Origin of the sequence: Sphingomonas elodea ATCC 31461, from assembly GCF_000226955.1 — a bacterium.
GTDB lineage: Bacteria > Pseudomonadota > Alphaproteobacteria > Sphingomonadales > Sphingomonadaceae > Sphingomonas > Sphingomonas elodea.
Genome location: NZ_AGFU01000026.1, coordinates 93,273 through 113,895 on the forward strand (window position 1 = coordinate 93,273; position 20,623 = coordinate 113,895).

At 68.3% G+C, this 20,623-nt stretch carries 19 protein-coding genes and 1 tRNA gene; 9 read left to right on the forward strand and 11 right to left on the reverse strand.

Translation table 11 applies throughout. From position 1 onward, the window contains the following. Positions 1–57: 57 nt before the first annotated feature. The 4 genes from KK7_RS0109485 to KK7_RS23370 form a co-directional block, all read right to left on the reverse strand. Positions 58–741, reverse strand: coding sequence for a Fe2+-dependent dioxygenase (locus tag KK7_RS0109485; RefSeq protein WP_010544409.1), 684 nt, complete (start codon positions 739–741; stop codon positions 58–60). Further along, a complete protein-coding gene (locus KK7_RS0109490) occupies positions 735–1,433 on the reverse strand; it encodes a tetratricopeptide repeat protein (RefSeq protein WP_010544410.1) in 699 nt (232 codons plus the stop codon). The genes KK7_RS0109485 and KK7_RS0109490 overlap by 7 nt, the downstream gene beginning before the upstream one ends. After that, the gene (locus KK7_RS0109495) at positions 1,433–3,898 is read right to left on the reverse strand and encodes a TonB-dependent receptor (protein ID WP_010544411.1); all 2,466 of its coding nucleotides are present in this window, start codon (positions 3,896–3,898) and stop codon (positions 1,433–1,435) included. The genes KK7_RS0109490 and KK7_RS0109495 overlap by 1 nt, the downstream gene beginning before the upstream one ends. Positions 3,899–4,237: 339 nt before the next feature. Continuing rightward, a complete protein-coding gene (locus KK7_RS23370; RefSeq protein ID WP_237709173.1) occupies positions 4,238–4,381 on the reverse strand; it encodes a hypothetical protein in 144 nt (47 codons plus the stop codon). A gap of 160 nt (positions 4,382–4,541) precedes the next feature. Between KK7_RS23370 and KK7_RS0109510 the strand changes: the two genes are divergently transcribed. Then, positions 4,542–5,501 (forward strand): alpha/beta hydrolase, encoded by a 960-nt coding sequence (locus tag KK7_RS0109510; protein ID WP_010544412.1) that lies wholly within the window; start codon positions 4,542–4,544, stop codon positions 5,499–5,501. A 53-nt stretch (positions 5,502–5,554) separates the two neighbouring features. Here the strand turns inward: KK7_RS0109510 and KK7_RS0109515 are convergent, their stop codons facing one another. Together KK7_RS0109515 and KK7_RS0109520 are read right to left on the reverse strand one after the other, a co-directional pair. Further along, positions 5,555–7,351, reverse strand: a complete 1,797-nt coding sequence (locus tag KK7_RS0109515; protein WP_010544413.1) for an aminopeptidase P family protein — start codon at positions 7,349–7,351, stop codon at positions 5,555–5,557. A 115-nt stretch (positions 7,352–7,466) separates the two neighbouring features. Then, complete coding sequence (locus KK7_RS0109520) at positions 7,467–7,790, reverse strand: hypothetical protein (RefSeq protein WP_010544414.1); 324 nt, start codon at positions 7,788–7,790, stop codon at positions 7,467–7,469. A 93-nt stretch (positions 7,791–7,883) separates the two neighbouring features. On the opposite strand from KK7_RS0109520, the gene KK7_RS0109525 reads away from it, so the two are divergent. Then, complete coding sequence (locus KK7_RS0109525) at positions 7,884–8,618, forward strand: energy transducer TonB (RefSeq protein WP_010544415.1); 735 nt, start codon at positions 7,884–7,886, stop codon at positions 8,616–8,618. A 28-nt stretch (positions 8,619–8,646) separates the two neighbouring features. On the opposite strand, the gene KK7_RS0109530 is transcribed toward KK7_RS0109525, so the two are convergent. Then, on the reverse strand, positions 8,647–8,940 hold the full coding sequence (locus KK7_RS0109530; RefSeq protein ID WP_010544416.1) for a 4a-hydroxytetrahydrobiopterin dehydratase: 294 nt from the start codon (positions 8,938–8,940) through the stop codon (positions 8,647–8,649). Positions 8,941–8,988: 48 nt separating this feature from the next. Between KK7_RS0109530 and KK7_RS0109535 the strand changes: the two genes are divergently transcribed. The 5 genes from KK7_RS0109535 to KK7_RS0109555 all read left to right on the forward strand — a co-directional run bounded on the left by KK7_RS0109535 (position 8,989) and on the right by KK7_RS0109555 (position 12,764). Continuing rightward, positions 8,989–9,393: a metallopeptidase family protein gene (locus tag KK7_RS0109535; protein WP_029623141.1), complete on the forward strand. Its 405-nt coding sequence runs from the start codon at positions 8,989–8,991 to the stop codon at positions 9,391–9,393. Continuing rightward, positions 9,390–9,959 carry a heme ABC exporter ATP-binding protein CcmA gene (gene ccmA / locus KK7_RS0109540; RefSeq protein ID WP_010544418.1) on the forward strand — a complete coding sequence of 190 codons (570 nt, stop codon included), beginning with the start codon at positions 9,390–9,392 and terminating at the stop codon, positions 9,957–9,959. The genes KK7_RS0109535 and ccmA overlap by 4 nt, the downstream gene beginning before the upstream one ends. Continuing rightward, entirely contained in the window at positions 9,956–10,591 is a 636-nt protein-coding gene (locus tag KK7_RS0109545) for a heme exporter protein CcmB (RefSeq protein ID WP_010544419.1), read from the forward strand. The genes ccmA and KK7_RS0109545 overlap by 4 nt, the downstream gene beginning before the upstream one ends. An 81-nt stretch (positions 10,592–10,672) precedes the next feature. Next, entirely contained in the window at positions 10,673–12,502 is a 1,830-nt protein-coding gene (gene cobT, locus KK7_RS0109550) for a cobaltochelatase subunit CobT (RefSeq protein WP_010544420.1), read from the forward strand. A gap of 4 nt (positions 12,503–12,506) precedes the next feature. Continuing rightward, positions 12,507–12,764, forward strand: a complete 258-nt coding sequence (locus KK7_RS0109555; protein ID WP_010544421.1) for a ribbon-helix-helix domain-containing protein — start codon at positions 12,507–12,509, stop codon at positions 12,762–12,764. Between the two features lie 23 nt (positions 12,765–12,787). Here the strand turns inward: KK7_RS0109555 and KK7_RS23590 are convergent, their stop codons facing one another. Next, positions 12,788–12,919 carry a hypothetical protein gene (locus tag KK7_RS23590; RefSeq protein ID WP_272941570.1) on the reverse strand — a complete coding sequence of 44 codons (132 nt, stop codon included), beginning with the start codon at positions 12,917–12,919 and terminating at the stop codon, positions 12,788–12,790. A 102-nt stretch (positions 12,920–13,021) separates the two neighbouring features. Between KK7_RS23590 and KK7_RS0109565 the strand changes: the two genes are divergently transcribed. Then, positions 13,022–13,096 (forward strand) — tRNA-Thr (locus tag KK7_RS0109565). 219 nt (positions 13,097–13,315) lie between these two features. Here KK7_RS0109565 and KK7_RS0109570 read toward each other — a convergent pair. Genes KK7_RS0109570 through KK7_RS0109580 form a run of 3 tightly spaced genes read right to left on the reverse strand, consistent with a single transcriptional unit; the run spans position 13,316 to position 19,460 of the window. Further along, entirely contained in the window at positions 13,316–14,926 is a 1,611-nt protein-coding gene (locus KK7_RS0109570) for an alpha-L-fucosidase (protein WP_040598219.1), read from the reverse strand. Between the two features lie 2 nt (positions 14,927–14,928). Next, on the reverse strand, positions 14,929–17,799 hold the full coding sequence (locus tag KK7_RS0109575) for a glycoside hydrolase family 31 protein (RefSeq protein ID WP_010544424.1): 2,871 nt from the start codon (positions 17,797–17,799) through the stop codon (positions 14,929–14,931). Between the two features lie 35 nt (positions 17,800–17,834). Beyond that, complete coding sequence (locus KK7_RS0109580; RefSeq protein ID WP_010544425.1) at positions 17,835–19,460, reverse strand: DUF5597 domain-containing protein; 1,626 nt, start codon at positions 19,458–19,460, stop codon at positions 17,835–17,837. Positions 19,461–19,630: 170 nt separating this feature from the next. Here KK7_RS0109580 and KK7_RS0109585 point away from each other — a divergent pair, with 170 nt between their 5' ends. Continuing rightward, a complete protein-coding gene (locus KK7_RS0109585) occupies positions 19,631–20,605 on the forward strand; it encodes an alpha/beta hydrolase (RefSeq protein ID WP_010544426.1) in 975 nt (324 codons plus the stop codon). Positions 20,606–20,623 lie beyond the last annotated feature (18 nt).

The window sequence follows — 20,623 nt, forward strand, 5'->3', positions numbered from 1 at the left end:
CGCGTCTCCTTGTCGTCGCGCGATCCTAGCAGCCCTTGCCGGCCTTTGAAGCCCTGATCAGGCGTCCGCCCAGCGGCGCAGCAGGTTGTGGTACACGCCCGTGAGCGCCACCACCTCGGCATGGCCCTGCCCCAACTCGGCCGCCAGCGCCTGGATCGACCGATCGAGATCGAACAGGATCCGCCGTTCGCCATCGTCGCGCACCATCGACTGGAGCCAGAAGAAGCTCGACGTCCGGGCACCGCGCGTCACCGGCTCCACCCGGTGCAGGCTCGACGAGGGATAGAGGATCGCATGCCCCGCCGGCAGCTTGACACTCTGCTCGCCGAACAGCCCCTCGATCCGCAGCTCGCCGCCGTCATAGGCCTCGGGCGGCTCGAGAAACACGGTCATCGACAGGTCGGAGCGGATGCGGAAGTCGCTGCCGCGCTGGATGCGGATGGCATTGTCGACATGGGTGCCGAACGCCTGCCCGCCGGCATAGCGGTTGAACAGCGGCGGAAAGACCTTGAGCGGCAGCGCGGCGGCCACGAACAGCGGAGAGCGGGCCAGCGCGTCGAGGAGGATCGCGCCGGCCTGGCGGTGCGCCTCCCCGCCTTCGGGCAGCTGCTCGTTGCGCTTGGCCAGCGCCGACTGCGCGCCCGAGGTGACGTTGCCGTCAACCCATTCCGCCGCATCGATGATGCCGCGGATCTGCGCCACTTCGGCGGCGCTGAGCAGGTCGGGAATGGGGATCAGCAAAGATGGGTCTCCAGCTCCGGCCAGGGCGAGCGGCGGAGCCAGTCGCGGGCCTTTTCGACAAAGGCCGGAGTCGCGGTCTCGCGGCAGCGCGTCAACCAGTGTGCCGCCGTGTCGAGCAGCCCGTCGGCCGCCAGCATGCGGGCATGGTTGAACGCGCCGCGGAAATCGCCGCCCTCGGCCGCGCGGGCATAGCATCCCGCCGCCTTGGCCATGTCCTGCGGCACCACCCAGCCATCCTCGTGGAAGCTGCCGACATAGTTGATCGCCTTGGCATTGCCCGTCGCCGCGGCCTTTTCGAACCAGGCGAGCGCGGCGGCCTTGTCCTCGGTCAAACCTTCGCCGAGCGCCAGCGCGGTCGCATAATTATACATGCCCCAGTCGAGCCCGCGCTCGGCGGCGACCCGGAAGCATTCGGCGGCGCGCACCTTATCGATGCCGGTGCCCCAACCGAGATCGTAGCAGCGCCCCAGCATGTTGAGCGCCATCAGATGCCCAGCCCGGGCGGCGCGGCCGAACCAGCCGAACGCCTCGGCCTTGCGGCCCTGGTCGAGCAGCATCTGCCCCCACACCGCCTGCGCTTCCGCCACCCCGGCTTCGGCGCCTTCCTGAATCAGCGCCGCCCGCGCCTCCGGTGAACCGGAGAGGCGGGCGGCGATATCGTCGGGGCGCAACGCGTCGAGCGATACGCGCATCAGAATTTCACGTTGAGCGTCGCGAAGGCCGAGCGACCCGGCGCGATCGTCGCATAATGCGAGGTGAAGGCTGCGGTGTAGTAGGTCTTGTCGGTGAGGTTCTGGATGTTCGCGCTGATCTTGATCCTGTCCGTCAGCTGGTAGCCCATTTGCGCATCGAAGCGCCAATAGGACGGAACGGTCCGTGCCAGCACCCGGGTCGCCGGGTTCACCGTGACCGCGCCGGCAGCGTCTTGCGTGGCGGTGCGGTTGTCCTGATAGCCGCCGAACACCCGGCTGGTGTAATAGGCGCCACCGCCCAGGCTCAGCCGCTTGGTCGGCTTCAGGTTGGCGGACAGGGTGAAGCTGTCCTTCGGCGTCTGGGGCGCCTGGCGACCGGTGGTGACCGCCGGCACCAGCACCACCCGGGCCGGCTGGCTGCCGACCACCGGTGCGGTAAGCGCCGTGAACCCGCCATCGACGATCACCGCATCGAGATGGGTGTAACCGCCGAACACGCTCAGCCAGTTGGTGACGTTGCCGTTGAACGTCAGCTCCAGCCCGCGGATGCGGCGCTTGCCAATGAATTCGACGGTATTGTCCGGGCCGGTGACGCGGGCATTGTTGGTATCGGTCTGGAACAGTGCCGCACCGAGCGCCAGCTGCTCATGGAACAGGCTGGCCTTGGCGCCGACCTCGTACGACTTGGTCGTTTCCACCTTCAGGCTATCCAGAAGGGCAGCGGCGCTGATGGCCGTGCCAAGACTGTTGCCTTCCTGTCCCTCGCCCACGAGGCTGTTCGGCGGCGTCGCGGCCGTCGCGTAGCTTGCGTAGAGGCTGGTGTTGCGGGTCGGCTTGAACACCAGGCCGGCCTGCCAGTTGAACAGGTTGCTGGTCTTGCTGAGCTGGAAGGTGCTGGTGGCGGTCGCGGTCTGGCCCGGCGTGACCGTCGACTTGAAGCGATCGTACCGCGCGCCGACGTTGAGGATCAGCTGCGGAAGCAGCGTGATCGAGTCGAAGCCGTAGACCGCAACGGTGCTAGCGTCGTTCTGCGTCTCGGTGATCGGCGCGTTCCTGGCGATCGCGGCCGGCGTCGTCGAGGTATCGCTGGCGTAGTTCACCCAAGGGTCATTGGGCGTCGGATTGAACAAGCTGGTGCAGCTGTAGCGCGCGAGCGTGCCGGCGTTGCAGCGCGGGCCGGTCGACGGGCGCCCGTCGGCCACCGCGAAGGTGCCCCGCCGCGCCTTCTCCCAGCTGATCTCGACGCCGGTCGAGAAACTGTGCTCGATGCTGCCGGTCTTGAAGGTGCCGTACAGATCGGTCTGGTTGGTCAGCGTCTCGGTATAGCCATAGCGGGTGTTGGCGCGGCGCCATACATAGCCGCCCTGGATCTGGTCGCCGCGCGTCGCCGCCGCACCCGTCGGCGCCGTCGCGCTGGTGCCGTAGACATTGCCCTGACTGTCGTCCGGCTGCGTGAAGATATAGGACTGGTTGGTATAGCCGTAGCGCGACAGATTGCGCAGCGTAATGCCGCCGAAATCATGCTCAGCGCGCAACGTCGCCTGCTGCACCTGGGTGTCGCGGAAGTCGCGGTTCTTCAGGCCGTAAAAGGCGCTACGGGCGATCGTCCCGCGGGTGCCGCCGATGGTGGTGAACTCCCCCATGGCAGGCTGGCTGTAGATCGTGCCGGTCCCCGGCGCGTTCGCGAGGACGTAGCTGTACGGGATGCCCGTATCGGGCAGCTCGTGCGTCTCGTAGTAATAATACGCCGCCGTCAGACGGGTGTCGGTGCCCATGCCGAGCGTGATCGAGGGGGCGATGCCCCAGCGCCGGTTCCAGATCGCGTCGCGGCCGGCGACGTCTTGATCGTGGAACATTCCTGCGATGCGCACGCCGATACGATCGGTCACCTTCTGGTTCACGTCGAGCGTGAAGCGGCGGAATTCCGCCGTACCGACACTGGCCGATCCGGCGATGAAGTTCCCCGCCACGGGCAGCTTCGAGATAATGTTGATCGATCCGCCGGCGCTGCCGCGGCCACCCAGCGTCGAGTCCGAACCGCGGACAATCTGCACCTGCTCGGTAGCGAAGACTTCGCGCGTCTGGGCGCCGATGTCGCGCACACCGTCGAGGAACGTCGAGCCCTGGCTGTCGAAGCCGCGAATGAACGGCCGGTCGCCGATCGGATTGCCGCCCTCCGCCGCACCGAAGGTGATGCCGGGGACCGTGCGCAACGCGTCGGCTAGCGTGGTGGACCCGGTCTGCTCAATCAACTCGTTGGAGAGCACGACCACCGAACGCGGCGTGTTGACCACCGGCGCGACGGCCTTGGGGCCGACCAGTTCGTTGTTGCGCTGGCCGTTGACGACGATTCGATCCTGATCGTCCGAATCCGGGCCGGTGCCATCGGTATCGGCATGGGCCGGCGCGGTCGCGACGAAACCGACACAGGCGAGGGCGAGGAAGGCAGGAACGCGGGTAGACACGGCAGGAGAGGAAGAACGCAACGCAGGTAACCCCCATATGATCGTTCCGGCCCTGCTATTGCGAACGCCTCGCAGAGTCAACGCTAATGCGAGCGGTTTGCAGATTTTTGCGCGCGGTACCGGGAATCGCCAAGCTGGTTACGCACATTTTTCTGCTAGTGTCGTATAGGTTCAGTGCTGTAGCATCGTCATGAGGCCGGCGATCCCGATGACGAGGGCTGCGGCGGCGAGCGTCTCCCGCTTCGAGTGGCGGTTCCATTCCCAGAAGCGATAGCCCGCGAATAGCGGCATGTTGCGCCGAAGGCCGCTGCCAGACTGCTCGATCCACTGATATTCGCGCTACGTGATCTCGCGCGCGATGCACACCGCGATCGCGCAGAAGGCACCCAGCCAGACACCGGGCACCCATGCCACGCCCAGCGCGCGGGCCAGCAGGACAGTCGATGCCTGGAGCAGCAAGGCTAGGGGCAGATGCGCGAGCACGCGGCGGAAACGCTCCCCAGCCAGGGTGGTTCACCGCCCCCCCCAGACCCGTAGAAGAATGCGATCGTTTGTCGTGGTAGCGCTATCAATTTTGTTGGACAAAGGCCGTGCGGCGCTGGATAGTATGCCGCATAACTAACGACGATCGAAGGAGAGGAGCATGCCGCAACGCATTCCCACCACCATTGCGCGCGTCCGCCACGGGCTGGCGCTAGGCGCAGTGGTGCTCGCCGGCGTGGCGACCCCGCCCGCGCTGGCGCAGAACGACAAGATGGCGCCGATCGCCACGCCGGCGCAGCCGGGCGCGATCGAGCTCGGCACCGGGCCGCTGCCCGGCGCCAAGGCCGCCGAGAGCTGGCACAGCCAATATGGCAGCGTCTTCACCCGCAACGTGACGGTGGCGACGCTCACCCCGTTCCTGCCCGATCCCGTCAAGGCGAACGGCACCGCCGTCATCGTGGCACCCGGCGGCGGCTTCACCTCGCTGTCGATGCAGAACGAAGGCTGGGATGTGGCCAAGGCGCTGACGGCGCACGGGGTCGCGGCGTTCGTGCTCAAATACCGGCTGAACCAGACGCCGCAGGAACTGGCAGGCTATGAAGCGGCGATGAAGGCCCGCTTTGCCGGCGGTGCGGGCGGCCCGCCGCGCGCCGCCGACCCCAAGGCGATGATGGCCGGGATCGCGACCCAGGTCACCGATGCGCGCGCCGCCTTCGCGCTGGTGCGCAAGCAGGCGGCGGAATGGCATGTGCAGCCCGAGCGGATCGGGATGGTCGGCTTCTCCGCCGGCGCGATGCTGACGCTGGCGACCGCACTGGACGGGCAGGATGCCAAGCCCGCCTTTATCGGCACCATCTATGGCCCGCTCAGCAATTTCCAGGTGCCGGCCGACGCCCCGCCGCTGTTCGTCGCGCTGGCGGCGGACGATCCCCTGTTCGGCAATAACGGCTTCGGCCTGATCGACAGCTGGCGCGCGGCCAAGCGGCCGGTGGAGTTCCACCTGTTCGAACAGGGCGGCCACGGCTTCGGCATGTACCCGAAAAAGACCACCAGCACCGGCTGGTTCGACGAATTCGTCCGCTGGATGACGATGCACGACTGGATCAAGCCGGCGGCTTGAACGGGCCATCCGGAGCGGCGGACGATCGCCGCTCCGGATGGCTCAGCGCGCGATCAGCCGATCGGCGCGCACTTGGCTTCCAGCCAGGCGCGCTCCTCGCCTTCCAGCTGCGGGCCGACGATCGCCAGCACCTGCGCATGATAGGCGTCGAGCCAGGCGCGCTCCTCGGGCGAGAGCAGCTCGGGCAGGATCAGGCTGCGTTCGATCGGCGCGAAGGTAAGCGTCTCGAAGGCGAGCATCGGCTTGTCGCCGCCCGGAATCGTCCGCTCTACGATGTGAACGAGGTTCTCGATGCGGATGCCATATTCGCCCGCCTTGTAATAGCCCGGCTCGTTCGAGAGGAACATGCCGGCGCGCAGCGGCTCCAGCGCCTGCCCGCCCGGATAGGAAGGCGGCGCGATGCGCTGCGGCCCCTCGTGCACCGAAAGATAGGCGCCCACGCCGTGGCCGGTGCCATGGGCGAAATCGAGCCCCGCTTCCCACAGCGGTCGGCGGGCGAAACCGTCGATCTGCGCGCCGGTGGTGCCGTCCGGGAAGATCGCGGTGGCGATGGCGATATGGCCCTTGAGCACGCGGGTGAAGCGGTCCTTCATCTCGTGGCTCGCCGCGCCGACCGGCATCACGCGGGTCACGTCGGTGGTACCGTCGCCATATTGGCCGCCCGAATCGATCAGGAACAGCTGGCCCGGCTCGATCGGCAGGCTCGATTCTTCGGTGACCTTGTAGTGCGGGATCGCGCCGTTCGGGCCGGTGGCGGAGATGGTGTCGAAGGAAAGATCCTTCAGCTTGCCGGTCGCCTCGCGGAAATCGCGCAGCTTCTCGGCCACCGACAGTTCCGTGAGCCCGCCTTGCGGCGCGGTTTCCTCGAACCACTTCAGGAATCGGCTGAGCGCGGCACCGTCGCGCGCCTGGGCGGCCTTGTGGCCGGCGACCTCGGCGGGGTTCTTGATCGCCTTGGCGAGGATGACGGGATCGCGCAGCGCGACCACGGTGGCGCCGCCCGCCTCCAGCGCGTCGAAGACCGCCGAAACGGCCGTGCCGGGGTCCGCCACGACGCGCTTGCCGGCAAAGCCGCCCAGCGCCGGCGCGAAGGCGGCGCGATCCTGGATGCGCACCGCGTTGCCGAGGTGCTGGCGCACCGCATCGGTCACCTTATCCGGCGCGACGAACAGATCGGCGGTGCCGTCGGCATGGATCACCGTATAGGCCAGCGCGACCGGCGTATGGGTCACGTCGTCGCCGCGTATGTTGAAGGTCCAGGCGATCGAATCGAGCGCGGCGATCACCACCGCATCGGCATGGCGGGCCTGCAGCCAGTCGGCGATCTCCGCGCGCTTGGCGGCGGAGGACTTGCCGGCAAGCGCATCGTCCAGCACCGTCAGCGGCGCATCCGAGGGGCCCGGCTGCTCGGCCCAGACCGCGTCGATCGGGTTGCGCGTCACCGCGACGAGCGTCGCGCCCTTCTCGGCCAGTGCCGCGCGGGCTTCCTCCACCCAGGCACGGGTGTGCAGCCAGGGATCATAGCCGATCCGGCCGCCGTCCGGGGCGTGTTCGCCCAGCCAGTCGGCGATGCTGGTGGCGGGAACGCCGACATAGTCCCACTGATCTGCCGAGACCTGCTGGCGCACCTGCAGCGTGTAGCGGCCATCGGTGAAGATCGCCGCCTGTTCGCTGAGCACCACGGCGGACCCGGCCGAGCCCTGGAAGCCGGTCAGCCAGGCCAGGCGCTGGGCATAGGCACCGACATATTCGGACATGTGCTCGTCGGTGAGCGGCACGACGAAACCGTCGAGGGCGTCACGGGACAGCTGGTCCCGGAGGGCCTTCAGACGATCGGCATAGCTGGACATACACGTACTTCCTGCATCTTTGGGGGCGGCGCGATCTGCCGCGCGAATGGCCGGTTTCTGGCCGATGCAGGCGCATTTGGAAAGGGGCGGGCCAAGGCCCGCCCCTCCGGTTTCGTCAGCGGCGGACGCGGACGTAGGTGCAGCGATTCTTGGCGGTAAGCGTACGATCGATCGCGCGACCGCCCAGCGCGCCGGCGACACCGCCCGCGGCCGCGCCGAGCAGGCCGCCGCCGACCACCGACGGACCGGCGAGCGCACCGGCGACACCGCCCGCGATCAGGCCCGCCTCCCCCTTGGAGCGGCGGCACTTCTTCACATAGCGGTAGCGGCTCGACTTCGACTTGCCTTCGTAGCGCGACTGGGCGCTCGCGACGCTGATCGGCATCGCGACCGGCATCACCAGGGCGAAGGCGGCAAAGGCGGCAATTGTCTTACGCATGGTTGGACCCCATCTTCGGTTCGTGTTCGATGCGTATCAATGTGCCATGCCACATTTCGGTTGCATGAACCCGCAACGATCGTGGGGCCGCCGATGAAATCGGCGCGGCTCCGGCTGCGCGGCGCGGCGGCGGCGATCGCCGTGGAAGCCTTGCTGGCGGCGCTGCTGTTCGCCGGGCTTCGCGCGCAGACGGTGATGCGTTCGGGCGATGCGCCCGCATTGCTGAGCTTCGACGTGCCGCCGCCCGCGCCGCCGCCCGCGCCCGAGCCGGCCGTCCGCCGCGCGGCACCCAAGGCCGAGGGCGCCGCCGCGCCGCCCAATCGCGTGTCGAAGGCGACCGAGGTTGCGGCGCCCCCGCCGCCGATCCTGCTTCCTCCCCCGCCCCTGGTGACCGCCCCCAGGCCCGCGACGGCGGCCGACACCAGCTCCGGCGCGGCCCCCGTCGCGGGGCCGGGCACCGGCGCGGGCGGCGCAGGCCAGGGCACCGGCAGCGGCGGAGACGGCGACGGATCCGGCGGCGGCGGCGGGGAACCGCTCCACTGGATCGGCGGCCGCATCACCGATGCCGATTATCCGAAGGCGGCGCTGGAGGCCGGCGCCAGCGGCACCGTGGGGCTGCGCTTCGTCGTGGGGGTGAACGGCCGGGTGTCGAGCTGCACCGTCACCCGATCGAGCGGGAATCGCGACCTGGACGAGACGACCTGCCGATTGATACAGAAGCGCTTCCGCTATGTGCCGAGCAAGGATGCCGCCGGGCGCCCCTATGCCGATACGGTGACCGGCGAGCACCGCTGGGCCCTGTATGGCAGCCCGGACGAGGGGGAGTGACGCCTACCCTGCAGGGAAGGACCGCCGCTTACCCCTGCACCAGCGCGTCGATCGCGGTCGCCAGCTGGATGTCGCGGGTCGAAAGGCCGCCGGCGTCGTGGGTAGTCAGCAGCACGTCCACCCGGTTCCACACGTTGGACCATTCGGGATGGTGGTCCGCCTTCTCGGCGATCAGCGCGACGCGGGTCATGAAGGCAAAGGCCTCGACGAAGTCGGCGAACTGGAAGCGGCGGGTGATCGCGTCGCGGCCCGGCTCATAGGTCCAACCCGGCAGGGCGGCGAGCGATTCCTCGCGCAATCCGTCGGTCAAACGCGCAACCATGGTGTGCCTCCTTGCTCCTTCTCCGCCGCTCCGCCTATGCATTCGGCCATGCCGGAGCAAGCGCCAACCTTCGCCCCCGATGCGGCCCTGATCGAACGCCTCGCCCGCGACGCGCTGGCGCGCATTCCCGAACCGTTCCAGTCGCATCTTGCCGATGTGGTGCTGCTGGTGGAGGAGTTTGCCGACGAGGAAACGCTCGACGCACTGGAGATCGACGATCCCTTCGCGCTCAGCGGCCTCTATCACGGCCGCCCGGTCGGCGAGAAATCGGCGTTCGATTCGGGTGGGCTGCCCGATCGCATCCACCTCTATCGCCGCGCGATCCTCGACGAATGGGTGGAGAGCGGCGAATCGCTCGAACGGCTGGTGCACCATGTCGTGATCCACGAGGTGGGCCATCATTTCGGCTTGTCCGACGACGACATGCATGCGCTGGAAGACGCCGCCGATTGAGCCCGGCCCTCGCCTTTGACGATGTCACCTGCCTGCGCGGTGGGCGGATTCTGTTCGAGCGCCTCGGCTTCGCGCTGGGGCCCGGCGATGCGGGGCTGGTGCGGGGCCCGAACGGCGTCGGCAAGTCGAGCCTGATTCGCATCGCCGCCGGGCTGCTCGCGCCGCTGGAGGGACGCGTGACCGGCGACGGCGCCCGCGCGCTGTTGAGCGAGAGCGCCGCGCTGGATGCAGAACAGACGCTGGCGGCAGCGCTGGGCTTCTGGGCCGGGCTCGACGGGGGCAAGGCCTGCGTGGCCGAAGCGCTGGACGCGGTGGGGCTGGCCGAGATTGCCGAGGTGCCGGTGCGCCTGCTCTCCACCGGCCAGCGACGGCGGGCGGCGTTCGCCCGTGTGCTCGCCAGCGGCGCGCCGGTGTGGCTGCTCGACGAACCCGGCAACGGCCTCGACACCGCCTCGCTCGCGATGCTGGAGGCTCGGATCGCCGCGCACCGGGCCGCCGGCGGCATCGTGCTGGTCGCGACGCACCAGCCGATCGCCCTGCCCGACGCGCAGGAGATCCGGCTGTGACCGCGCTGGTCTGGCGCGAGCTGCGGCGGGCATGGAGCAGCGGCGGGCTGGTGCTGCCGATCGCCTTCTTCCTGCTCGTCGCCATCCTGTTCCCCTTCGCGGTGGGGCCGGACGGGCGCCTGCTCGCGCGGATCGGCGGCGGCGTGATCTGGGCGGCGGCGCTGCTCGCAGCACTGCTGCCGGTGGAGCGGCTGGTCGCCCCCGATGCCGAGAGCGGCGTGCTCGACCAGCTGGTGGCGCGCGGCTTTTCCGATGCAGGCATCGCGGCGGCGAAGATGCTCGGCCATTGGCTGGGCTTCGGCCCGGCCCTGCTGGCGGCAACCTGCGTGGCGGCGGCGCTGCTGCACGTGCCGGCCGGCGCACTCGCCACGATCCTGCTCGGGCTGGCGATCGGCACGCCGGGGCTGGCCGCGTTGGGCGTTGCCACGGCCGCGCTGGTGGCGGGGCTGCGCGGCGCGGGAGCGATCGCCGGGCTGGTGATGCTCCCCTTCGCGGTACCGCTGCTGATCTTCGGCGCGGGCGCCACCGGCGGCGAGCCCGGCGCGATCAAGCTGCTGGCGGCGATCAGCCTGCTGCTGGTCGCCGGCTGCCCGTTCGTCGCCGGGGCGGCGATGGGGATGGGGCGCGGCTGACACGCGGGCAGCCCCCTGCCCCCTCGGTCATCCACCCTGCGCCTTCCTTGACTTCTGCCCCGTGCGGCGCATGTGGGAGGGATGGCGCAGGATACTCCCCTCGATCGGTTTCGCGACGTGCTCGCGGGCACGGCACGCGCGCTTTCGGGTGCCGACGAACTCGAATTCGGCTTCACCGCCGACGCGCCGTTCCAGAGCGGCAAGACGATCAAGGTGCCCGCGCCCGCGCGCGCGCTGCCGCCCGAGCAGGTGGCCGAGGCGCGCGGCTTTGCCGACAGCTTTGCGCTGCGCATGCGCCACCACGACGCGACGCTCCACGGCCGCACCGCGCCCCGCGAGCCGGTCGCCCGCGCCGTCTATGACGCGGTGGAAACCGCCCGGGTCGAGGCGCTGGGGTCGCGCGGCTATGCCGGCATCGCCGACAATCTGGAGCAGGCGCTGGCGATGCGGCTGCGCTCCGACCCGATCGGCCGCGCCCGCACGCGCGACGAGGTGCCGCTGTCCACCGCGGTGGGGCTGATGGTGCGCGAGCGGCTTACGGGTCGCGAATCGCCGTCCAGCGCCGCGCTGGGGCTGGCGCTGGTGCGCGACTGGATCGAGGAAAAGGCGGGCTCCGACCTCGATGCGCTGGCCACCGCGATCGACGACCAGCACGCCTTTGCCGCACTCGCCGCCAAGCTGCTCCAGGATCTGGAGCTGACCGAGGGCGAGATGGTCCCCGACGAGGCCGATGAAAGCGGCGGCGAGGAGGAGGGCCAGGAAGAGCAGCAGGAACAGGGCGAAGAGGAAGGCGAGTCCCAGCAGCAGCAGGGCGAAGGCCAGACCGAAGCGCGCGGCGAGCAGCGCGAGTCCGAACAGGGCGAGGACGGCGAGCAGGACCAGCAGTCCGAGGGCATGGACGACGGCGACGGCGAGCCCGGCGACGATGGCGACGAAGGCATGATGCCCACCCGTCCCAATCGCCCGTGGAGCGACCTGCCGCCGAGCTTCGAATATCGCCCCTACACCACCCAGTTCGACGAGGTCGTCGCCGCCACCGACCTGTGCGACACCGACGAGCTGGAGCGGCTGCGCTCCTATCTCGACCAGCAGCTGGTGCATCTGCAGGGTGCGGTGACCAAGCTCGCCAACCGGCTGCAGCGCCGGCTGATGGCGCAGCAGAGCCGCAGCTGGGACTTCGACCAGGACGAGGGCCTGCTCGATGCCGCGCGGCTGGCGCGGGTGGTGGTGAACCCGATGCAGTCGCTCAGCTACAAGATCGAGCGCGACACCGAGTTCAAGGACACGGTGGTGACGCTGCTGATCGACAATTCGGGCTCGATGCGCGGGCGGCCGATCTCGATCGCGGCGATCAGCGCGGACATCCTCGCGCGCACGCTGGAGCGCGTCGGCGTGAAGACCGAGGTGCTCGGCTTCACCACCCGCGCCTGGAAGGGCGGCCAGTCGCGCGAGAAGTGGCTGGGCGAAGGGCGCGTCGCGCAGCCGGGCCGGCTCAACGACCTGCGCCATATCGTCTACAAGCAGGCCGACGAACCGTGGCGCCGCGCCAAGAAGTCGCTCGGCCTGATGATGCGCGAGGGGCTGCTCAAGGAGAATATCGACGGCGAGGCGCTGCTCTGGGCGCACAGCCGGCTGATCGCCCGGCCCGAGGATCGCAAGATCCTGATGGTGATCTCCGACGGCGCCCCGGTGGACGATTCGACGCTGTCGGTGAATTCGGGCTCCTATCTGGAGCGCCACCTGCGCCAGGTGATCGCCTGGATCGAGTCGCGCTCGCCGGTGGAACTGGCGGCGATCGGCATCGGCCATGACGTGACCCGCTATTACAGCCGCGCCGTGACGATCATGGATGCCGAACAGCTGGCCGGCACGATGGTCGAGCAGCTGGCCGCGCTGTTCGACAGCGAGTGACGCGGTGGCGGCGCTGGAGATCGTGCCGCCGCCGGGGGGCTTTCACGGGCCGGTGAAGCGATCGATCACGATCGCCGGGCATCCGACCTCGATCAGCCTGGAACCGATCTTCTGGGGCGCGCTGGAGACGGCTGCCGTCGCGGCGGGCCTGCCGCTCAGCGCGCTGGTCGCCGCGATCGACCATGCGCGGATCAGCGCCGAGGATCCGCCGAACCTCGCCAGCGCCATCCGCACCTGGCTGATGGCGCAGCAGCATCGCTGACGCAGGCCATCGGGCTGATTCGGTCAGTCCTGCGCGGAACGATTCAGCCCCTCTCCCGCAGCCTCGGCCTTCGCTTCCCGCGCCTGCGCCTTCCGCCGCCGCAGGTTTTCACGCAGCTTTTCGGCCAATCGGGCCTGCTTATCCACATCCTTCATGCGAAAAGTGATAAACCGGCGCGATAGCGGTTGACAATCGCCGGCCTCCCTGCACATAGGCCCCTCCCGCACGGCGCTGGTCGCCGCGGTTGGAAAAACAGTGCTGCCGTAGCTCAGTGGTAGAGCGCATCCTTGGTAAGGCTGAGGTCGCGAGTTCAATCCTCGCCGGCAGCACCATTTTTCCCTTCTGACAAAACAACTTGCCCGCAAGGGCCCCGCTACCTGAGCACGGCTCCGGTCGCCAACACACCCATGTTTGTCATCCCGGCGAAAGCCGGGACCCAGTCGCCTCTCGATGTCAGCTGGAGCCGAAACGGCGGCCCCAATGGATCCCGGCTTTGGCCGGGATGACGACTGGTCGGACAAGGGCGGCCGGTTCCCGCCGCCCCCTCCCGCTCACGCCCGGCGCAGCCCGTCGATCCGCACCACCGGCACCGTGCCCAGCCCCTTTGGCAGCGTGACCGCCAGTCCGGCGTCGGACTGGCGGAACGCCACGTCGCCGCCGCCGAGCAGACGCGCCCGCGCCACACGGCCCGCTTTCAGCCCCAGCGCCTGCACCGTCACGGGCGCACTCGGCGCCTTGAGGAAGAACAGGTAGAGCGCGTCGCCCTTGCTGGTGAAGCGCACGTCCTGCTCGGCAAAGCCCTTGAAGCCGTCCTCGTTCTGCATGCCCGAGGCGAGCTGGGTCGGCCCCTCGCCATAGCTGCGCCACGGCCGGCTGCCGAACACCGCCTCGCCGTTCACCGCCATCCAGGCGGCAAGATCGTCGAGGATGCGCTCTTCCTCCGAATCGATCGTGCCGTCGCCGCGCTGGGGCACGGAGAGCAGCAGGTTGCCGTTCTTGGAGATCACATCCGCCAGCCGGGTGAGCACATCGTTCGCCGACTTGTACGCCTTGTCGGTATAGAGGCTGCGCTTGTAGAACCAGTCGCCCAGGCAGGTATCGGTCTGCCAGGGCTCGTCCCACAGCCGATCGGCGAAGCCGCGCTCGACATCCTGCACCAGCCCGAAGCGGGCATAGGGCTTCAGCTGCTTGGCGTTGAGCACCACGTCGATCTTGCCGCTCTTCGCGATCGAGCGGTTGTAGTAATCGGCCGCTGCCGCCAGCCCGATGGGGCCGAAGGGCAGCTCGTAATCGTCGAAATAGCAGAGATCGGGCTGGTATTTGCTGACGAGGTCGACCTGGCGCTGCAGCCAGCGGGTGGCATAGGCGGCATCGCCGGCAGGGCCATGCTCGACCCACTGGCCGTCATGCGCCTCGTGCCACTTGCCCATCGCCTTCATGGTATCGATGCCGTCGGGCGCAGCGATGTGCTTGCCGGTATAGAGCAGCTGCGGATCGAGCCCCTCCCACCATGTGCCGGCGCCGTCCGCCTTGGTCAGGCGGAACGCATCGTAGCGCTCGCCCTTGCGCGGACCTTCGGGGTCATAGCCATAGGCGGTCTGGAACCAGTGCCAGGCATGGGCGGCATGGTTGGAGACGCCGAAGCGCAGCCCGTGTTCACGCGCCACCTTCGCCCAGGTGCCGACCACGTCGCGCTTCGGCCCCACGCGCAGGCTGTTCCAGCCATGATACGCGCTGTCGTAGCAATCGAGATTGTCGTGATGGCAGGCGAGCGACACGAAATATTTCGCGCCGGCCTTCACATAGCGCCTCATGAGCTCCTCGGGGTCCCAACGCTCGGCGGTCCAGCGGTTCTGGACCTCCATGAAGCCGACATCGGCCGGGTGGCCATAGGTCTTGCGATGGAAGTCCGAGGCGGGGTGGCCCTGGATATACAGGTGCCGCCCGTACCAGTCGCCCTGTTCGGGCACCGATTGCGGGCCCCAGTGCGACCAGATCCCGAACTTCGCATCGCGAAACCAGTCCGGGTAGCGATAGTTGGCCACCAGCGACGGCCAGTTGGGCTGTACCGGCCCCTGCGCCATCTGCTGTGCCCGCGCCACCGCCGGCAGGGCGGCGAGCCCCGCCAATACCCCGCGACGCCGCCACCCTGATCCGATCATTATTACCTCCGCTGAACCACCACAGTACCACCTTGATACCGCACTTCGGTGTCAAAGCCATTGTCGTCGGTGACCGGCTTGCCGGCGCTCACCCATTTCACGCGGAAGCTGCGTGCCGTCGGCATGCCCGCCCAGCCCTTGCCCTCGCGCGCGCCGATCGTCAGCGTGCCGGCCTTGTCGTCGTAAGTCAGCGGAATGCGGCTGAACGCGCCGCTCTTGTACTGTTCGCTGCGGCCGTCATCCTCGTAGAGCGAGAACGCGCCGTTCGCGCCGGTATAGACGGTGATCGTCAGCGGGGCGCCCGGCTGCTGGTCGACATATTGCGTCACCGGCCCCATCGGCACGATCGCGCCTGCCTTGACGAACAGCGGCATCCGCTCGGCAGGCGCCTGGATGCCCGCAATGGTGCCGCCGCGATAGGTCTTGGCGGTGCCGAAGTCGTACCAGGTGCCGGTGCCGGGGAAGTACACGGTGCGGCTGCGCGCCTTGTACTCGGTCACCGGGGCTACCAGGAACGCATCGCCGAACAGATACTGGTCGTCGATGTTGCGGGCCTTGGCATCGGCGGGGAAGTCCATCGCCAGCCCCCGCATGATGCTGCCGTCCTTCATATAGGTATCGGCACCCAGCGTGTAGATATAGGGCATCAGGCGGTAGCGAAGCTGATCGTACCAGACCATCGAGGCGCGCATCGGCGAGCCTTCGGGCGCGATCTCGTAGATCTCGCGATAGGGCACCTCCCCGTGGCTGCGGAACAGCGGGCTGAACGCGCCGAACTGGAACCAGCGCAGGTTGAGCTCGCGCCATTCGGCCACGTCCTCGGGCTTGGGGTTCTTCGCCTCGTAGCGCGGCTCGACCGCGAAGCCGCCGATGTCGTGCGTCCAGTTGGGGATGCCCGACATGGACGCATTGACCCCGGCCGAGATCTGCGCGCGCAGATCGTACCAGCGGGTGGCGACGTCGCCCGACCAGATCGCCGCGCCATAGCGCTGCAGCCCGCCGAAGCCCGAACGGGTGAGCAGGAACGGCCGGACATCGGGCTTGAAGCTGCGCCAGCCCTCGAAGAAGGCGCGGGCGTTCATCAGCGCATAGCTGTTGAAATATTGCTGCGCCGGCCCGATCGCGGTGGGGCCCATGGTGTCGATCCGCTCCTCGATCGACAGGTTGGAATGCATGTCCGGCTCGCTGGCATCGGCCCACCAGGCATCGGTGCCGAGCACGCCGAGGCGCTCCTGGATCTGCTTCCAGAAGATGCGGCGCCCTTCGGCCGAATAGGGATCGTAGAAGGTGTTGGCATAGCCGGGGCCGACCCAGTCCTTGTTCCCCTGGCGCAGATTGCCCTGATAGACCGCGCCCGCGGCGTTCAGCTCCTTGTAGGTGTCGGTGGTCGGATAGAATTTCGGCCAGACCGAGATCATGAAGTTGGCGTGGCTCCCGTGCACCTTGTCGATCATCGCCTTGGGATCGGGAAAGCGGGTCGGATCGAACCGATGGCTGCCCCAGTCGTCGTCACGCCAGTAGCGCCAGTCGAGCACGATATTGTCGAGCGGGATGTTCAGCGAACGGTATTTGTCGACCACACCGGTCACTTCGGCGGCGGTGTCGTAGCGCTGGCGGGACTGCCAGAAGCCATAGACCCATTTGGGCATCATCTCGGCCTTGCCGGTGATCTGGCGATAGCCGGCGATCACGCCGTCCATCGTGTCGGCGGGGACGAACCAATAGTTCTTGGCCTGGCCGACCTCACTGGTGAACCACAAGGAATGACGGTCCTGCACGGGCAGCGGATCATTGTGGAGCAGCGCCATATAGCCGGCGTTCGGCTCCCACTCGATGCGAATCTGCACCGGCTTGCCCTTCACCATGGCCAAGTCGAAATTGGCATACCAGGGGTTCCAGTTCTGCCGCCAGCGGTCGAGCACCAGCTTTCCGTCGGCATAGACCTTGTAATAGCTCGAGCCGTAGAGCTGGAACTTATGGGTGCCGGTCACCTCGGGCTGCAGGTCGCCGGTCCACACCACGGTCTGCTTCTGCACCGCGTTGCCGGCGGTGTTCTGGCCGCCGGTCGCCGCGACCGTCTGCGCCTTGGCAGCCTCGGGCCAGTTCTTCTGGTCCTTGATATACTGGTAGTTGATCGTCGCTTCCTGGCGCGAGACCGCCAGCTTGCCGTCGAGGAAATAGTCGGCCTTCCAGCCCGGCTTGCCGCCGCTGGTGACCTTCAGCCCCTCGCCCACCAGCGTGTAGGGCTTCGGGTTGCCGAAGCGGCTGATGCTGGCATTGTCCCAGAGCAGGCCGTAGCTGCGCGTGGAGACGACGAACGGCACCGCGATGTCCATGTTGTGCTGGGCGAGTTCGACGTCCTCGCCATTGTAGTTCATCTGGGCGTTCTGGTGCTGGCCGAGGCCGTACAGCCCCTCGTCGGTGCCGCGGTTGAACTGCTGGCTGACGGCGACGAAGGGCTTACCCTCGACCGTTACCGGCTTGAACGCGGCCTGGCCCGATTCGGCGAGCAGCTCGCGGCCCTTGGCATCGGTGAAGCGGACGCGGCCGGTGGCTATCTCGATATCGGCGGTGGCGCGCTTGGCCTTCACCAGCACATGGCCGTTGGCCTGGGCGACCTCGAAGGCACCGGCGGCGGGCGGGTTCGCCGCCATCAGGCTCGGTGCCAGCGTGCCGGTATCGACGCCCTTGGGGGTGGCGATGACGTGGAAGATGCCGTCGCCATGGACGGTCACTTCCACGCGTGCCGCGCTGCCGCCGGTCGGCGTGACGACCACGCCGCCATCGGTGCGGCTATAGCCATTGTCCTGCGCCGCCTGTGCCGACGCCATCGCGCTGCCGGCGAGCAGCGCCGCGATCCAAACCCTCTTCATGCCCAAGTCTCCTGCGTTTCTTTGATTTTCGCCGCTCAACGATAGCGGCCCATGGTGATCTTCAGAATCTGCGGACGATCGATCAGGTTGAGGCCGTAATCGGTCTGGTCCCCGTTCCACACGCGCGTCGTCCGCCACGTGCCGTCGACGAAAGTCCCTTCCTCGGTGCGGAGCATGATGCCGTTCGGCGCGCTGCCTTCTGCGGGCGCAAAGGTCACGCGGACGTGGTCGCCCACCACCAGGAACTCGTTCTCGGAAAGCTGCGCGACCGCGACGCCGCCGATCTTCTCCGCTCCCCAGGGGGCTGGATCGGACTTGAGGAAGGTCCACTCCTTCATGCCGAACTGCCATTCGCCCCAGCTGGCCGTGATCGTCCATCCTCCTAAGGTCGTAGAGCGCGGCTGGTTGTCGTCGGGCCTGGCGACGCCCCAGGTGGGGCGGCTATAGGCGATCCGCGCCCAGTCGCGCGCAATACCCTTCAGCATGCCATAGGGCAGCGCGAAGGCATCCATCGTCGCCGCATCCAGATCGCGCGCGCCGAGCGGAAAGTTGAAATAGCCGGTGGCATCCATCCCGAACGGGGCGAAGCCGATCGCCCCGCGCCCCAGCGCCTCGTAGAAGAAGCGGGCGAACTCGCGCGCATTGCCGATCTCCGGTACCATCAGCGCATTGTCGGCCCGGGCATATTTCTCGAGGTAGAGCGAGACGTTCGCGCTGCTCCGATCATAGAGGTCGGGTGCGGCGAAATCGAGCGCGGGTGCCGCCGCCTTCCAGATGTCGAGCACGTCCTGCTGCGGCCCGCCGCTCGCCACGCCATCGGGATCGGGCACGTTGGAGGGGCCGGCAAGGGCCGCGTTGACGTACATCGGCAGCGGCTTCACCGCCTTGCCCGCCGCGGCGATGGCGTTGACGAAGCGCGCGACATACCAGCTGTTGAACGCACGATCGGCCTGTCCGCCGAACACCTCGCTCCAGGTGCCGCGCTTGCCGATCTTCTTCGCTAGCTCGGCGGGGATGGCTTGCGCGAACAGCCGGTTGGCCTCGACCGAATAGTCGCGCGGGTTGCGGTAGCTGCCCGTCTCGTTCTCCGGCTGGACCAGGATCACCGTGTTCTGCGGATCATGATCCCGCAGATACTCCATGACCTTCACGAAGGCGCGCATGTCGGCCTTCAGCGTCTCCGCCCCATGCGCGCTGAGCACGCCGTGGTCCTTGCCGTCGCGCGTCTTCATCCGCGGGAAGCGCCTGGAGTCGAGCTTCACCCAATCGGGCGTGTAGCTGTAGCTCGTGTTCTTCCAGGTGCCGAACCACAGCAGCACCACACGCTTGTCGTGCGCGCGGGCCTGGTCGAGCAGCGTCTGGAGGAAGCTGAGGTCAAACTGCCCCTCGCGCGGCTCCACCTGCTGCCAGGCGATCGGCACTTCCACCGTGTTGGCGTGGATCCGGTCGAGCACGTCCCAGGCGGTGGCGAGCGGCTCGGCATAGTTGCTGGAGTTGTTCACCTGCCCGCCCAGCATCAGGAAGGGCGCGCCGTCGACGATCAGCGCGTGGCGACCGTTTTTCGTCTCGATATGCGGCACGGGCGTCGCCGTCTGCGCGACGGCCGCCGTCGGCGCCCCCGCCAGCACCGCGACGAGCGCGGCAATTTCCAGGCATTTCATGGCAATCCTCCCCCACCCCGCGCACGGCAACCGGTTTACGATCTCTTCCAACGAGGTTAGCGCTACCACCTGTGGATGCAATCGCCTTTGCGCGATCCGCATCCCCGAACGCACGACAAGGCACTGCCCGACGCCCCCGGCGCAGGGCCGAAACAGGAGAAGGAGCGCCCATGGCCGAACCACTTTCCCGACGCACCCTGCTGGAAGGCATCGCCGCTACCGGCGCGCTTTACGCCCTGCCGGCACGGGCCGCCGATGCCGCGCGGGACGAGGTGCTGCCGCTTTGGCCCGGCATCGCACCCGGCGCGCCCGCCACGCTGCCCACCCCGAAATACGACCAGCGCTCCAAGGACCCCACGTTCGAAGACCGCTGGCAGACCGGCATCGGCCAGCCGTCGCTCACCGTCCGTCGCGCCGCCCAGCCGAACGGCAGCGCGGTAATGCTGATCCCCGGCGGCGGCTATGGCTTTCTGGCGGTGGACAATGAAGGCGAGGAGCAGGCGCGCTGGCTGAACGCGATCGGCATCACCGCCTTCATCCTGCGCTACCGCATTCCCACCGAAGGCTGGGCGAACCGCGCGACCGTGCCGCTCGCCGATGCGCAGCGTGGGCTGCGGCTGATCCGTGCCGCAGCCGCGCGCTACGGCCTCGATCCGGCACGGGTGCTGGCGCTCGGCTTCTCCGCCGGCGGGCATCTCGCGGGCAGCCTGGCCACCCGGCATGACGAGCGCGTCTATGCACCGGTCGACGCGGCGGACCGGCTTTCCGCACGCCCCGATCTGGCAGGGCTCGTCTATCCGGTGGTCAGCCTCGCGGCGCCCTTCACCCATGGCGGATCGCGCGACAATCTGTTCGGGCCGGGTGCGGACCCCAAGGCGCTCGCCGCCGCTTCGGTCGAAAACCGGGTGACCGCCGGCACCCCGCCCATCTTCCTCACCCATGCCAGCGACGACGGACTGGTGCCGATCGCGAACAGCCTGGCCCTGTACCAGGCGCTGCTCGCTGCCGGGCGCCCGGCGGAGCTGCACGCCTTCGACCAGGGCGGCCATGGCTTCGGCGTGCGGCTTGCCAAGACCATACCGGCCTCGGCCTGGCCCACGCTCTTCGCCGCCTTTGCCCGCCGCCATGGTGTGCTGAAGGCATGAGACGGGCGGCGGCGGCCG